General features: G+C 61.6%; 16 protein-coding genes. 15 read left to right on the top strand and 1 reads right to left on the bottom strand.

What is annotated here, in order from left to right; all coding sequences use genetic code 11:
* Positions 1–423 precede the first annotated feature (423 nt).
* The 12 genes from NVS32_RS10740 to NVS32_RS10685 all read left to right on the top strand — a co-directional run bounded on the left by NVS32_RS10740 (position 424) and on the right by NVS32_RS10685 (position 12,287).
* Entirely contained in the window at positions 424–1,518 is a 1,095-nt protein-coding gene (locus tag NVS32_RS10740) for a DNA cytosine methyltransferase (protein ID WP_258499811.1), read from the top strand.
* Positions 1,499–2,551: a hypothetical protein gene (locus NVS32_RS10735; RefSeq protein WP_258499810.1), complete on the top strand. Its 1,053-nt coding sequence runs from the start codon at positions 1,499–1,501 to the stop codon at positions 2,549–2,551. The genes NVS32_RS10740 and NVS32_RS10735 overlap by 20 nt, the downstream gene beginning before the upstream one ends.
* 237 nt (positions 2,552–2,788) lie before the next feature.
* Positions 2,789–4,990 carry an AAA family ATPase gene (locus NVS32_RS10730; protein WP_258499809.1) on the top strand — a complete coding sequence of 734 codons (2,202 nt, stop codon included), beginning with the start codon at positions 2,789–2,791 and terminating at the stop codon, positions 4,988–4,990.
* Positions 4,991–5,107: 117 nt separating this feature from the next.
* Positions 5,108–5,656 carry a hypothetical protein gene (locus NVS32_RS10725; RefSeq protein ID WP_258499808.1) on the top strand — a complete coding sequence of 183 codons (549 nt, stop codon included), beginning with the start codon at positions 5,108–5,110 and terminating at the stop codon, positions 5,654–5,656.
* 3 nt (positions 5,657–5,659) lie between these two features.
* Entirely contained in the window at positions 5,660–6,547 is an 888-nt protein-coding gene (locus NVS32_RS10720; RefSeq protein ID WP_258499807.1) for a hypothetical protein, read from the top strand.
* 10 nt (positions 6,548–6,557) lie between these two features.
* A complete protein-coding gene (locus tag NVS32_RS10715) occupies positions 6,558–6,938 on the top strand; it encodes a hypothetical protein (RefSeq protein ID WP_258499806.1) in 381 nt (126 codons plus the stop codon).
* A complete protein-coding gene (locus NVS32_RS10710) occupies positions 6,935–7,261 on the top strand; it encodes a minor capsid protein (protein ID WP_258499805.1) in 327 nt (108 codons plus the stop codon). Before NVS32_RS10715 ends, NVS32_RS10710 begins: the two co-directional genes overlap by 4 nt.
* The gene (locus tag NVS32_RS10705) at positions 7,258–7,671 is read left to right on the top strand and encodes a hypothetical protein (protein ID WP_258499804.1); all 414 of its coding nucleotides are present in this window, start codon (positions 7,258–7,260) and stop codon (positions 7,669–7,671) included. Before NVS32_RS10710 ends, NVS32_RS10705 begins: the two co-directional genes overlap by 4 nt.
* 177 nt (positions 7,672–7,848) lie before the next feature.
* On the top strand, positions 7,849–8,562 hold the full coding sequence (locus tag NVS32_RS10700; protein ID WP_258499803.1) for a phage distal tail protein: 714 nt from the start codon (positions 7,849–7,851) through the stop codon (positions 8,560–8,562).
* The gene (locus NVS32_RS10695) at positions 8,562–9,737 is read left to right on the top strand and encodes a phage tail spike protein (RefSeq protein ID WP_258499814.1); all 1,176 of its coding nucleotides are present in this window, start codon (positions 8,562–8,564) and stop codon (positions 9,735–9,737) included. Before NVS32_RS10700 ends, NVS32_RS10695 begins: the two co-directional genes overlap by 1 nt.
* Position 9,738: 1 nt before the next feature.
* A complete protein-coding gene (locus NVS32_RS10690) occupies positions 9,739–10,908 on the top strand; it encodes a collagen-like domain-containing protein (RefSeq protein WP_258499802.1) in 1,170 nt (389 codons plus the stop codon).
* The gene (locus NVS32_RS10685) at positions 10,908–12,287 is read left to right on the top strand and encodes a hypothetical protein (RefSeq protein ID WP_258499801.1); all 1,380 of its coding nucleotides are present in this window, start codon (positions 10,908–10,910) and stop codon (positions 12,285–12,287) included. Before NVS32_RS10690 ends, NVS32_RS10685 begins: the two co-directional genes overlap by 1 nt.
* On the opposite strand, the gene NVS32_RS10680 is transcribed toward NVS32_RS10685, so the two are convergent.
* Complete coding sequence (locus tag NVS32_RS10680; RefSeq protein ID WP_258499800.1) at positions 12,269–12,865, bottom strand: 3'-5' exonuclease; 597 nt, start codon at positions 12,863–12,865, stop codon at positions 12,269–12,271. The two genes, NVS32_RS10685 and NVS32_RS10680, sit on opposite strands and share 19 nt — an antisense overlap.
* Before the next feature lie 116 nt (positions 12,866–12,981).
* On the opposite strand from NVS32_RS10680, the gene NVS32_RS10675 reads away from it, so the two are divergent.
* Genes NVS32_RS10675 through NVS32_RS10665 form a run of 3 tightly spaced genes read left to right on the top strand, consistent with a single transcriptional unit; the run spans position 12,982 to position 14,242 of the window.
* Complete coding sequence (locus tag NVS32_RS10675; protein ID WP_258499799.1) at positions 12,982–13,206, top strand: hypothetical protein; 225 nt, start codon at positions 12,982–12,984, stop codon at positions 13,204–13,206.
* Positions 13,203–13,427 carry a hypothetical protein gene (locus tag NVS32_RS10670; RefSeq protein WP_258499798.1) on the top strand — a complete coding sequence of 75 codons (225 nt, stop codon included), beginning with the start codon at positions 13,203–13,205 and terminating at the stop codon, positions 13,425–13,427. The genes NVS32_RS10675 and NVS32_RS10670 overlap by 4 nt, the downstream gene beginning before the upstream one ends.
* Positions 13,424–14,242: an N-acetylmuramoyl-L-alanine amidase gene (locus tag NVS32_RS10665; RefSeq protein ID WP_258499797.1), complete on the top strand. Its 819-nt coding sequence runs from the start codon at positions 13,424–13,426 to the stop codon at positions 14,240–14,242. The genes NVS32_RS10670 and NVS32_RS10665 overlap by 4 nt, the downstream gene beginning before the upstream one ends.
* Positions 14,243–14,468 lie beyond the last annotated feature (226 nt).

The raw sequence follows: 14,468 nt of genomic DNA, 5'->3' as shown, positions 1-14,468 counted from the left end.
TGGGACTATTGGCAACGGCAGGGAGCGGCTACGTCAATGCTGGTCTAACAGAGAGTTTTCTTTCGAGACATTTGTGCCTTCTGCGGCTTACTTAATGAGGATTCTTCTACTCTCTGATTGTTCGCATCATTCGCTAAGCGGCTCTTCACCCAAGTTCTTTCTTGTTCTTTCTCTGTTGGTCATGTTCTAGCACCTCATTCTCTTTTATTTGAAGATGCCTCTTAGCTCCCGTTAACTCGGATACCTATAAAAACGCCATGCCGTACCTGCGCACTATTTGCGCAATACCAGTATGTTGGATTTTTATCACTAGATGGGATAATGCCAGATAAACACGATAGATTTTCAGAAGTGAATTCTTATGAATCTACTTCATTAGGTACACGATAGCGTGTAAACTCCTCTTCACAGAGGGGAGATACTATGCTGGTTTCATTAAGTGATTACGCATCGATTCAAAATCGAAGCGCAGATACTATTAGACGTCTTGCTGAACAGGGAAGGCTTGTCACCGCAAAGAAAATTGGTAGAAATTGGGTCGTTGACGATTCTGAACCCTACCCCTGCAATCATACAAAATGGACCGTTGCGAGTCTCTTTTCTGGCTGTGGTGGGCTCGACCTGGGATTTGTCGGCGGTTTCGAGTTCTTGAATCACTATTATTCGAGGCTTCCATTCGACATCGTCTGGGCCAATGAGCTCAATCCGGCTGCCTGCAGTACATATGAGTTCAATCTTGGAAAAATCATCCAGGGCGATGTTAATGAAAAACTAGACTCGCTCCCGAGTACTGTTGACGTCGTAATTGGCGGCTTTCCCTGTCAAGACATAAGCATTAACGGCAAGATGAAGGGCATTAAGGGGGAGCGAAGCAGCTTGTACATTGCCATAGTTGAAGCTGTGAAGCGCACTCATCCAAAAGTCTTTGTTGCCGAAAATGTTGGAAGTCTATTTCTCAAGTCCAACAGTGAGTCCTTCAAAAAGATTGTCGAAGATTTTGGAAGTCTCGGCTATAACCTCAACATACATAGATATGACGCTTCAAAATATGGTGTTCCCCAGACGCGTGACCGCGTTTTCATCGTCGGAACGCAACAGAACTTGCCTGAGTTTTGTCCGCCCAAAGAAACCACTCCCGATAACCCTATTACTGCTCAGCAAGCTATAGGCGATCTCGAAGAGATGGACTGGAATAAAGACTTCTCGCATATTTGGAGTAAGGCTAAGCGCTCCAGCGAACAGGGCAACCGCCATTTGATTGCTGACAGGCCTGGGTACACCATTCGTGCTGAATGCCACGGTAACATTCAGTACCACTATTCACTTCCCCGCAGAATCTCAATGCGCGAAGCCGCTCGCATTCAGTCTTTTCCCGATACGTTCAAATTTGTTTCTGGGCTTAGGGAAACCGAGCGCCAAATTGGAAACGCCGTACCACCTGTATTAGCATGGCATTTGGCTAAATCTGTTGCCGTGACCTTGGGTGGTATCAAACAGGATGGATCAAAAGCACTTTGAAACAGTCTTAGACTCTGTGGCAAAACAATTAACTGAAGATATGAGGACGCATCCGAATGCCTCGTGGTTTTCGGATGCGCTTTCATATGAACAACACGTACGCCAGCGATTGCATGATGAAGTGCAGCGTTCCGATGGGTCGAACTCTCCCAATGCCGTAGACCTTCATCCGAGCGGACAGACATTTCCCGATGTCCCTTGTGGTGAATTTGGTGTGGAAGTAAAGTTTACCAAGGCAGATAAATGGGTGAGCATCGCCAATTCAATACGCGAGACAAAACGTGTAGAGAGCGTTAAAACCGTTTATCTAATGTTTGGCAAGATGGGTGGAACCCCAGCTTCTCGTTGGAAGCTTTACGAGGAATGCGTTGTCCATGTTCGCACTTCCCATGAGCCTCGTTTTCAGGTCGATATGACTGGTGAGAAAGAATCCCTATTTAAGCTTATGGGAATTTCCTACGACGAATTTCGTCGACTCGATATATTGGATAAAATGCCTTACATTCGCAAGTATGCTCGCTCTATCCATCCGGAAGGTCACCTCTGGTGGCTTGAGGATACCAATAGTGGTGAGGAGCACAGCACCTCAGTTGACCCTATTCTCTATACATCACTCGACCCTAAAACAAAAATCCAGTATCGCGCCGAGGCCACCCTTCTTTGTCCCCAAGTGCTTAAGGACGGCAATCAGAATGGGAAGTACAACGACGTTGTAATGTTCATGCTTACTTATCATGGCGTGCTTTGTCATCAAGCGCGCGATCTCTTTTCCGCGGGTAGCGTGGCCCATGTAGCCAGATCAGATGGGTCAGGCAAATCCAACAAGGAGCGTGCGTTCATTATTCTTCAAGACGACATGATTGAAGCATCGAGGTCTCTAGACCCTGCTCTATTCAAGGAATACTGGAACGAAGAAGTTGAGCCAGACGAAAGACTTGCATGGTGGCTACATAAAGCTGATGAATATGCTACTAGGTGGCGTCCTTCCGATCACATGTTTCTTGGCTACCAGAGACGTAAAGGTCTCAAGTGATCAATTGCAAAGGCGGTTTCCTTTTTCTCTTTTTCTTTATATCAGGGGATGTCTTTTGAATCAGTTTAGATTGATGAGTTAGAACCCTGCAGACGCGAAGGCTTAGCCGAGGTTAACCCTTTGATGGACTCTCCTTCAATTGGCCCCTAGATAATTCTGCGAATCCCATCAAGAAACTGTGACTAAAGAACCTATGCTTTGCATCGCTTATTAAACCAAACGCAGAGAAAGCATTTTATGATTACGCGAATCGATCTCCCGCTCAGGGTACCTTTTGATTCAGAACAAACCGTCATTGACCATCTCAACAGGGTATGTTTTATGTTCGGTCCTAACGGATCGGGCAAGACGACCGTTAGTAGGCTTATTGCAAATGAGTCGACGTCCGCCGATCCAAAGTACCTCCACTGGGATGATGGCGGCGCCATAAGCACCTACGTATATAACCGCGACTTCATCGAACAGAACTTCAGGCACGTCGACAACGTCCCGGGCGTCTTTACTATAGGCAAGGACTCGGTAGAAGCCCAGAAGGCAATCGACGACCTTACCGCCAAAATCGAGAAGGAAGAGAAGTCAGCCAAAGCTGCCCAAGCCAACCTCGACCAATCGGAAGCCGACTGCGAGCACCTGACCGGACAGCTTCAAGAAGCTTGCTGGCAAATAAGGCGTGATCTACCCGGCTCATTTCAACCTGCTCTAAAGGGTACCGGGAAGAAATCCGCTTTCTACGACAAGGTCATCAAAACGCTTTCGTCGCTACAACCAGATGAGCCAACTCCCGATGCCCAAGAGTTGGACCAGAACGCCACTCTGGTATTTGACGACACGAAAACCGCTGTTCCACAGATTCCTCCTGTTGACTTCTCAGATATTCTCACACTCGAAGAGACTCCGGTGCTAAAGAAGGTCATCGTTGGCAAGGAGGATCTCCCGATAACCGCCATCATAAGTGAGCTTGGGAACAGTGACTGGGTGGCAACTGGCCGTCATTATATCGGTGAAGGTCCCATTTGCCCATTCTGCCAACAGCCAACCATCACCAAGGACTTCAAAACGCAGTTGGAACAGTTCTTCGACCGTACATATGCCGATGACATCGAGACTCTGCATCAAACCACTAACAGATACAAGAGCCTGACTTCCGAGGCCTCGAGCCAGATTGAAGGAATCCTCAATAGCTACGCCTCCTTCTTGAGTTCCGACAAGCTGCGCGCTTCATTGGAGGAATTCAGGCGCATCACTCAGCTGAACCTCTCTGCCCTCGCCGACAAGGGAACTAATCCCAGTTTGCCAGTGACCCTTGGCTCTTGTAGCGACACCTGCAAGGAGATTGCCAGCCTACTTGAAAGCGCACGAGAAAAAGTTGGCGAGCACAACCGTATCGTTTCAAACCGCGCTTCGCTCAGAAAGACCACGACAGACAGCATCTGGAAGTACATTAGTCTGCAGGCGAAGCCACGCATACAGCCACTTCAGGAACAGGCGGAAGTTTTGGCCAAAAGGATCAATGGATTGACGTCATCGGTTCAGAAATCCGAAGAGCGGATTAGCTCATGGAGGGCCAACCGCGATACGGCCGAAAAGAGAATAACCAACGTTCGCGAAACCGCCGACACCATTAACGATCTCCTTGTGAGGTTCGGGTTCACGAACTTCAAGCTCGATGTCGCCGACGACAATAAGTCCTACCGCATCATCCGTGAGAATGGTGACCTCGTCGAGAACACTCTGAGCGAAGGCGAGTCCAGCTTCCTGGCGTTTCTTTACTTCTACAATCTGATGAGCGGAAGTCAGACGACAACCGGCGTGTCCGAGAAGCGGGTCGTCGTCATAGACGACCCCATCACGAGCATGGATGCCGATGTCCTTTTCGTTACCAGCTCCCTTGTCCGAAGGCTCGCGCAGCAGGCCCGAAGCAAAGAGGGCCCGATTGACCAGCTCATCGTCCTGACCCACAACATAACATTCCATAAGGAAATAACCTACAGCCGTGCTGGAGATGGTGAATCCCAAACTTCCTATTACTTCATTCGCAAACGTGTTGGACATTCCACCATCGCGCGGTGCGCCAAGAACCCCATCAGCAGCACATATAAGCTCCTTTGGCAGGAGCTATACAGCGCCGATTGCAGGCCCCTGACTGCCCAGAACGTCGCTCGTCGCATTGTCGAGACCTTCTTCAAGCTGATGGGAGGGATTGACATCGATCAACTCGTGTCCGGAATGAGTAGCCCCGACCGAGAGGTAGCAAGGTCGTTTCTTTCGTGGGCAAACGCTGGGTCTCATAGCGCCTTCGATGATGAGACGTTCATCAATACAGGGGCAACGACCGAAAGCTACCGGCACGTTTTGGAGAGCCTCTTTGAATCCACTGGCTATGCCGATCATTGTCATCACATGATTCAATTGGCTCAGCAATCCCAAGCAAGCACGTAGTGCTTCACCTCCCAGCTATCACATCAAAGGACGCCCATCTGTGACGCCCCCGGACAATGCCCGTACCAACAAGGTGCGGGCATTTTTCTTGCCCGCCGACTCGGAAGGGCGGTCCGGATGGACGGTGAGCAGGATGGCGCGCAGGCGCAGCAGCAGGTCGAGGGGCAGCCGGAGGGCGGCCAGCAGCCGCAGGGCGGCGGGCGGGGGCAGCAGCAGTCGCAGCAGAAGCCGCAGGCGCAGCTGCAGGTAGGCGCCGGGAATGCGAATCCCGAGGACTACGAGGCGCAGATCAGGGCCAAGGACGCGAAGATCGCGGAGCTCTCCGCGAAGGTGGCCGACGCGGCGAAGTCCAAGAAGGCTGCCGACGACCTCGGCAGGCAGATCGCGGAGCTCAAGCGGCAGATGGAGGACGAGCGCACCGACTTCGCGCTCAGGTCCGCCGGGTGCCGCTCCACCAAGGCCGCGAAGGCTCTGCTAGCAGACCACGGCGGCGACGTCGCCAAGCTCAGGGAGGCGGAGCCGTGGCTCTTCTCGGACGCTGGACCCGAGGGCGGCGCGACCGGGCTGGAGCCCGCAGGGGCCTCCGGCGGGAGCGCGGAGAAGGAGCGGCTCAAGCACTGGCGCGAACTCGCGGGCCTTTCCGAGGATGACGAGGGTAAGGAGTAGCCCATGGCCGACAACAAGATCGAGTACGCGAAGAACTACGTGTCCGTGCTGGACGCCGTCTACAAGAGGGAGGCGACGAGCACCTGCCTGAACTCGCCTGCGCGCCTGGCGCGCGCGGGGCGCAACGCGAAGGAGATCATGATTCCGAAGATCGCGGTGTCCGGCCTCGGCGACTACACGCGCAACGTGGGATACAAGACTGGCTCCATCGACTTCAGCTACGAGACGAAGACCTTCGGATACGACCGCGGCATCCGCCTCATGGCCGACGTGATGGACGTCGAGGAGGCGGGTGTCCTGGACTGCTTCGTGCAGGCCGGCGCCGAGCTTCAGCGCACGCAGGTGGCGCCGGAGGCCGACGCCTACACCTACGCGCAGATAGCAGGACACGACGGCGTCACCGTCGACTCGGCCGACCTGTCTTCCGCGAAGGCGAAGGACGTCCTGGCTGCGCTGCGCTCCGTGACGAACGCGATGGACGAGGCCGAGGTCACGACGGGCAGCCGCTACCTCTTCATCACTCCGACGCTTAAGGGCGTACTCGACGACTACAGCCTCGCCGACCCCAACATGAGCAACCGCGTGCTCACGCGCTTCTCCCGAATCGTCGAGGTGCCGCAGACGCGCTTCTACACGAAGATCGACCTACTGTCCGGCGACTCGGACAAGTTCGGCTACGCGAAGGCCTCGGACGGCCGCGCGATCAACTTCATGGTCGTGGAGAAGAGCGCGGTCATCAAGTTCGACAAGCACGTGGCGTCGAGGGTCTTCTCGCCGGACGAGCTGGAGAGCCTCGACAGCTACATGATGAAGTACCGCAAGTACGGCATCGTGGAGCTGCTGGACAACAGGCTCGCGGGCGTGCACGTGAGCGCCGCGCCGGCGGCGTAGGTGGTGCGCGATGGCCGGCCTCGACGGCGTGGGGCCATCCGGCCCCTCCTTCCTCTTCTACCGGGACCGTTACGGCGGCGCCCTGGATGCGTCCTCATATGCGGAGGCGCTTCCCGCCGCGCTGAGGTGCGTGCGCGGACTGTGCGGAGGCGCGGCGCCGGAGGACGGGTGGGATGCGGTCGACCTCCTCGCCTGGGGCCGCGCCTGCTGCGCGGCAGCCGACGCCTTCGCGGAGTTCGGCGAGGGGCGCGTAGGCGGCTACGCAATCGGCGACTTCAAGGTGACGAACTACATGGAGAAGGGCACCACGGGGCGCGAGGTCGCGACCGAGGCGGCGCTCTCCGAGCTTGCGGGATCGGGCCTCGCCTTCTCGGGGGCGGGGCGGCGATGAGGTACCTGAGGCCGATACCGAGGCGGCTGCTCCCGGACGACATGCTGGTCTTTCCCTCGGACGGGCAGGGCGGCTTTCGCGAGGCTCGCCTCGTGCGCCACGTCCGCCTGCAGCTCGGGGACGCCGTCTCGGACGAGGCACACAGGGGCTCGGCGTACTCGGGCCGCGTCTTCGTTGACGCGGTGAACAGCTCTGGCGCCTTCGAGGTTCCGGCCGGGAGCCGTGTGGTGCTGGGCTCGCTTCCCGGCATGCAGGTGCTGAGCTGCAGGCGGTGCTGCGTGGTGCGCGGACAGGTCCACCACTGGGAGCTGGAGGTGGGATGATGGCGAGCTTCCCTGCGGGCGTGGCCGCTCGCGCGGTGCGCGACGCCCTGCGCGGGGCGGGCTACGCGAACGCCTACGACGTGCCCGTGGCAGCGTGGGTATGCTGCGAGCCGATCGTCGTCTCCTGCGGCACTTGGGAGCGTGAGAGCAGGCAGGCGGACGGCTCCGAGCGCGGGAGGCGCACCCTCGTCGCCCACGTGTGCTGCGACGACCCCGGGGATGCCGAGGCGACGGCGCGCGGCGTCGCGCTGGACCTCGCGGTCTGGGACTGGGCTTCGGCGGAGACGCCGGCAGGCACGAGGATCGTGGCCTGCGACGTCGGCCGGCCGGTGCCCTACGGGCGAGACCGCTCGGGCCGCTGGGTGTGGGATGTCCCGATGACGATGACGGGGGTGGTCGGCAATGGCTGACGAGACGCGGCGCGGGCGCTCCTCGGACGACCCCGACATCGCTAACAGGACGAAGTCGGGCGCGCGGGCCGACCCCCGCTCCCGCACCGAAGGCAGGCCAGCCGCCTCAGATACCGAGCGCATCGGGCGCGAGGCGCAGCGTCGCGCAACCGCCTACGCAAGGGCGCGTGGTCAGCTGTGAGCTCAATCACCTTCGCCGGGCACGACCTGACAGGCGTCGCGAGCGCCGAGCTCGTGGAGCCCGTCGCGCACGCCGTCTCCCCGGTGACCGCGCGGGTGCCCGGGCGTCCCGGCCTCGCGCTCCTCGGCGGCGACGTGGAGCCGCTCGAGCTCGCAGTTAGGCTGTTCCTCGACGACGCGGACGCGACGACGGTTGCGAAGCGCTCCGATGCACGTGCGCGGATTAGGTCATGGTTGCTCGCCCCCGCGGGCGGCGAGCTCGTCGTGCCAGGCGAGCCGACCCTCAGGTGGCGGGACGTTGTCTGTACGGGCGTCTCCGACTGGTCGTCACTCTTCGCGGATGGCTCTGCCGTCGTCACCTTCCTATGCATGGACCCCATCGCCTACGGCGCCTCCGGCTCGAGCGATGGCCTCTCCTTTGCCGTCGGTGGCACCTGGCCGACCTGGCCGACGCTCGCGCTCGTGGCCGAGGCGGGGACGGTTGTCTCGGTGGCGTGCGGCAACTCTGCTTTCACGCTGGAGCGCACGTTTGCGGCGGGCGACGTGGTCATGGTTGACTGCGCTGCGCAGGCGGTTACGGTGGGCGGCGAGGACGCGACGGCCGACGTGACCCTGGGGAGCGACTTCTTCGCCATCGGCCCGGGCGACGTGGCCCCATCCTTCTCGGGCTGCTCCTCCCACGTCGTGCGCTGGGTGGAGAGGTGGGCGTGATGGTGCCGACGCTCTACCTCTTCGACCGCTGGGACGAGCGCGTGGGCGTCCTTCCCACCCTAGGCTCGATGACGCATACCGAGGAGGTAGGCGGCGAGGACACGGTCGAGCTCGACTGCCTGGCAGCGCCTGAGAAGGGCGACCGGCTCGTGTGGCACGACCCAGAGGACGGCCGCTGGCGCGAGCACGAGGTCGTGCGCACCGACGAGCCCCTGGAGGGCGCCTGCCACGTGTACGCGGAGTCCTCCCTGTGCGAGCTTCTGCGCGACTACGTCGTGGAGGAGCAGCTGGTGGGCAGGACGGCGGTCCAGGCGATGGCGGCGGTGCTGGCGCGGACGCGCTGGTCGTCCGGCGACGTGGCGGTGGGCGACGCGAAGCGCAGCGCCCTTCTCTACCACACGAACGCCCTCGCCGCCCTGAGGCGCGTCGCCTCGGTGTGGGGCGGCGAGCTCCTCTGCGAGCTGGACGTCGAGGGCGGCCGGGTTGCCAGGAGAAGGGCATCGCTCCTCCCCCGCGTGGGCGGCTGGCACGGCGCGCGCTTCTCGTACGGGCGCAACCTCGCCGGCTGCACGAGGACCGTCCTAGAGGGCGAGGTCTTCACCGCGCTCTACGGATGGGGCAAGGGCCTGCCAATCGAGGACGCGGAGGGCAACCCGACGGGCGGCTATACCCGAAGGCTCTCCTTCGAGTCCGTTAACGGTTCTGTTAAGTGGGTCGGTGATGACGCGGCACGGGAGCGCTGGGGGCGCTGGGACGCCGCGCGCCGCGAGCGCGTCCACTCGTTCGGGCAGGTCGTGTTCCCGGAGTGCGAGGACCCAGCCGAACTCCTGGCGCTCACCAGGGCGGCGCTCGCGGAGTCCAGCCGGCCGCGCGTCTCGTACGAGTGCGACGTGGCGATGGTGGACGGCGGCGTCGGCGTGGGGCTCGGCGACGACGTGGCGGTAATCGATGCGTCGAGGTCGCCGGAGTGGCGGCTCACCGCGCGTTGCGTGCGTCGCGTGCGCACCTTCGGCGATGGCGCGACGCGGGCTCACGTGACGCTTGGCTCGGTCGAGCGGGCGACCTGGGAGCGGAGTGCCGAGATCCTGACGCGCGTCGTCGCGGTGGAGGAGACCGCGTCGAAGGCCTCCGACACCGTCGCCTCGCTCGAGGACCTCTCGGGAAAGGAGTTCTGACATGTCTGACGACGTCCTGGCCGATGCGACCGAGGCGGCGCTCGACGCCGACGGCCTCGGCAGGGTGAGCTGGAGCGCCAGCGACACATGGGAGCCCGGCGCGCTCGCAGCCTCGCCGCAGGACGCGCGCGGGCGCGGAATGCTCCTCACCGTGACGCGCGGCGGGAGGGCGCTCGACCTCTCGTCCGGCGCGACGCTGTACCTGGTGTGGCGCCACCGCCAGACCCACGCGCGGGGATGCGTGGCAATGGAGGCGGTCGACGCGGCTGCCGGCGAGTTCCGCGTGTTCTGGCCGGCGGCGATGGCCTCCCACGAGGGCTCATGCGAGTGCGAGGTCTTGCTCAGCTGGGGCGAGCGGGCAATCGCCTCTCCCGCCTTCGACGTGGAGGTGGGCACCTCCCTCGTGGGCACGCTCGCCGTGCGCGACGGCTTCACGCTGTTCGTGGATGCAATCAAGCGCTACGAGGACGCGGCCGCCGACGCGCTTGCCGTGGCGGCCGAGCTGAGGGCGGCGCGCGACGCCGGCGAGCTGAGGGGTGCGCCGGGCCCCGCAGGCCCCAAGGGCGACAAGGGACCAGCCGGCAGGGACGGCGTGGGCTGCACGCACTCGTGGGAGGGCAGCGTACTCACGTTGACCTCCGCGAGCGGCACGAGCTCGTCGGACCTGCGCGGCCCCAAGGGCGACGCGGGGCCTCAGGGACCGGCGGGCGCCGTCGGGCCCAAGGGCGACGCCTTCACCTACGACGACTTCACGCAGGCGCAGCTCGCAGCGCTCGTAGGCCCCAAGGGCGAGCGGGGCGAGACGGGACCGCGGGGCGCGACCGGCGCCACTGGCGCTCAGGGTCCCCAGGGCCCCAGGGGCGAGACCGGGCCGGCAGGCACGGCCGGCGCTGCCGGCAGGGACGGCGCAGACGCGACGATCGCGGACGTCACCGCCACCGTGGACGCCTCGTCGGGTACGCCCGCCGTCTCCGTCACGCTCGGCGGGACCCCATCCGCCAGGACGCTCTCATTCGCGTTCACCGGGCTCAAGGGCGAGGCGGGAGCCACTGGGGCGACTGGTGCCACTGGCGCGAAGGGCGAGGATGGCACGACGCCCGACCTCTCCGCCTACGCCACCAAGGCGTGGGTCACCGAGCAGTTCCCCGACCTCTCGGAGGTGAGCTACTGATGGGCATGGGCATCATCGCCGAGTCCGTCCTGGGCGACATCGCCAACGCGATTCGCGAGCAGAGCGGCGGCAGCGCGTCCTACAAGCCGGCAGACATGGCGGCGGCGGTCACGGCGCTCGACGGGACGAAGTCGGGCGATGCCGCCACGCTAACCCTGAAGAGCGGCTCGGGCGTCGTCTCCGACTCCGTCTTCTCGGACATCGCCGCGGCGATACGCGGCCAGAACGGACTCTCCACGAAGTACAAGCCCGGAGAGATGGCTCAGGCGATACGCGACCTCACCTGGGACGTAGGCCTTAAGCCGCGAGCCATCCTCTACAACCGCGGCAGGAGCATCGAGTTCAACTACCTCGACGGGCCGCAGCTCTCCTCTGGGGAGGGGGAAATCCTGGCCTCCTGGGAGGTCTCGACCGACGGCTATGCCAGTGACTCCGACCTGCCCTGGCACGACGTTCGCGAGCAGATCATCTTCGTCGGCGTCGACTCCTCCTTCAGCGAGGTCACCTTCACGGACATATCTCACTGGTTCCAGGGCATGACCGCGCTCATGAACGTGACCGGCTTCGACAACATCTCCGGCGTGGCCAAGGCGAACCAGACCTTCTCCGGTGACTCGGAGCTGAGGTCGATCTGGTGCGACGCCGCATACGCCCCTTCCATCTCGGCCGCGAGCATCCCGTTCTACGGATGCCGTAAGCTCGTCGGCGGGCACCTCACCGTGGCCAAGGACACGATGGGGAAGTCTGCCTTCACGACGGGCACCAATGGCCTTCTGGTCTGCAACACCGACGACCAGCGCTCCTGGGCGTTTGCGTACCTGTATTCAGACGGCTCCCTCGTTGTCAACCGCTACGGCGTCATCGACGCCAGCCGCACCGTCACCGCCTCGGGGACCCTCTGCACTAACGCGCGCTACAACGGCCTCGGGTCCATGCCCTGGCACGAGCTCCGCGACACCATCACGAGCGTCACCTTCGCCTCCGACATGTCCGGCGTCTCCGGCCTGTCCATGGACTACTGGTTCTACAACACCAAGTCCTCCGCGATAGCCTTCGACGGCTGGTCGAACGTCCACCCCGTGAGCATCGAGTACCTCTTCAACGGCTCGGTCAACCTCCAGACGCTCGACTTGCGCGGGCTCGACCCGTCCACGATTCTGAGGTGGAACTACGCCTTCTCGGGGATGTCCTCGCTCACGACGATCCTCGCCAGCTCATCGTGGACGCTGCCGACAGCGTTCACGACCAAGTCGAACACCTTCTACGCCGACTCCAAGCTCGTGGGCGGGAACGGAACCGTTTTCTCATCCTCGAAGACCTCGGCGGACTACGCCGTCATCGACAACGAGAGCCACGCCGGCTACCTGACCGCGGGGTGAGGCAGCTCCCCTACGCGCTCGCAGCAGTAGACGACGTCTCCCGCTACCACGACCGGAAGGCCGTCCATAGCCTCGAAGAGTCTCCACTCGAGCAGGCAGTCGTTGGCCGACGTGTGTATCTCGCTGACGCCGGAAATTCCGAATGCGCGGCACAGGTTGTCCTTGGATGCCCTGGAATGCCCTTCGCCGAGGCGGCATACCATCGATTTGATGTCGAGGAACTTCACCTGCGAGTACCCAGTGAGCCCATGGCTTTCCATATAGCTTCGGAGAAAGCGCTCGTCGAAGCCGCTCCCACTGAACGTGAGCACAGTCCTCTCTCCCACGTGCCACCCCTCGAGGAGCTCGTCGACTTCCACCTGGGAGAGCGGCTCCCTGCCTGCAAGGTCTTCCTCGGTGATTCCGTTCACCCACGCCGCGTCAGGGCTCAGCTTCGCCTGCCTCTCCAGCGGCAGGAACCTGTCATAGGTTCGCTCCTCGTCCGGTACGTACACCGAAATCGAGAGAAGGTCGTCCCTCTCCTCGTCGAGGCCGTTCGTCTCCACGTCCAACACAACGTAGTCGCTCGGGTCCACCATCGCTCCGCCTTTCACTCGGGTCTCTCTGTTGCTTGCAATTGAAATCCCGCGTAACAAGCACCTCTGTGACGGGCTGCGACCATGGTCGCGTCGGATGACGTCGTCAGGGGGTCAGGGTGGAGTCGGTGATCGTCGCACTCATCTCGGGCGGGATGACGCTTGCCGGCGTCCTGGCGAGCAACTCGAAGTCCCGTGCGGTCATGGAGCAGAAGATCGACGAGCTTTCCCGCCGGGTCGACAAGCACAACTGCCTCGTCGAGCGCACCTACGGCCTCGAGAGGGACGTTGCGCTCCTCAGGAACGACGTCGAGTCGCTCGAGAGGAAGGCGGAGCAGCAATGAACGAGTTCCTGACCGGTAACGAGTGGTGGTGGAGGCTCGCGCGCACGGTCGCCCAGGGTGTTCTTGGCGTGGTTGTGGCTAACCTCGACCTCATCGTAGGCACGATTGCAATCGCCCCCGAATGGAGGGCCTTCGTCGTCGCCCTCGTGATGGCCGCTCTCTCGCCCCTCATGGCCGAGATCGGCATGCACGTCGACAAGGAGGGCGGTGATCTCGAATGAGGGACTGGGCGAAGTGCGTGGCAGACCTCGACCTCCTCATGCAGAAGCACTTCACGAGCGGCCGTTCCGGCTACAAGATCCGCCATGTCGTCATCCACTACAACGCGGCCGACGGCACCGTCGAGGACGTCCACAGCTGGTGGCAGACGCGCACCGCAAGCGCACACTACCAGGTGGAATCCTCGGGCCGCATCGGTCAGCTCGTCTGGGACAGGGATACCGCTTGGCATGCAGGCAACTGGGCGGAGAACTGCCAGTCCATCGGCATCGAGCACGCCAATCGCCCGGACGGAACGATCACCGAGGCCTGCCTCGACAACGGCGCGCACCTCACCGCTGCCCTCTGCAGGCTCTACGGGCTGGGGCGTCCCCAATGGGACGTCAACGTCTTCCCGCACAAGCATTTCGCGAGCACCTCATGCCCAGGCGAGATTTACGGCTCCCAGAAGTCGGCCTACATCGAACGTGCCCAGCTCTGGTACGACCGCATGACCGGCCTTGGAGACTCCAAGCCAGAGTCAGCCCCCTCTGCGCCCTCCTCTGACATTGATGCCCTTGCCCGTGAGGCTATCGCCGGAAAATACGGTAACGGAGATGCACGTAGAGCAGCTCTGGGCTCGAACTATGCTGCAGTCCAGACCAGGGTGAACGAGATTTTTGGGGGCAAAACGGCCTCTAGCTCATCTTCTGTGGACGTCGACGCTCTGGCACGCGCGGTGATTCGCGGGGACTACGGCAATGGCGAGGAGCGTAGGCGCCGCCTCGGAGCAGACTACGCTGCCGTTCAGAAGCGCGTGAACGAGCTGCTTTCCTGATGCGCGAGGAGCTTGCTTGGGTGCTTGCGGACGTTGTCTTCGTCACCCTTGTGGTGCTGGTCGTGCCTGTAGCCCTTTTGCTTCGCACAGCCCTTGCCGTGCGTGGTTCCCTTCCAGAATGACCTAGATGCCCCGCCAGGACATGCGGCGAGCTCTTCGCCGCGTGCCCTGGCGGGGCAGGGCAAGGGGGTGAGCGCGCACTGCGCGCGAGGGGGTGCGCGGCACC

The organism is Tractidigestivibacter montrealensis (assembly GCF_024741235.1).
GTDB classification, from domain to species: Bacteria; Actinomycetota; Coriobacteriia; order Coriobacteriales; family Atopobiaceae; genus Tractidigestivibacter; species Tractidigestivibacter montrealensis.
This window is presented reverse-complemented; position numbering and strand designations above follow the sequence as displayed.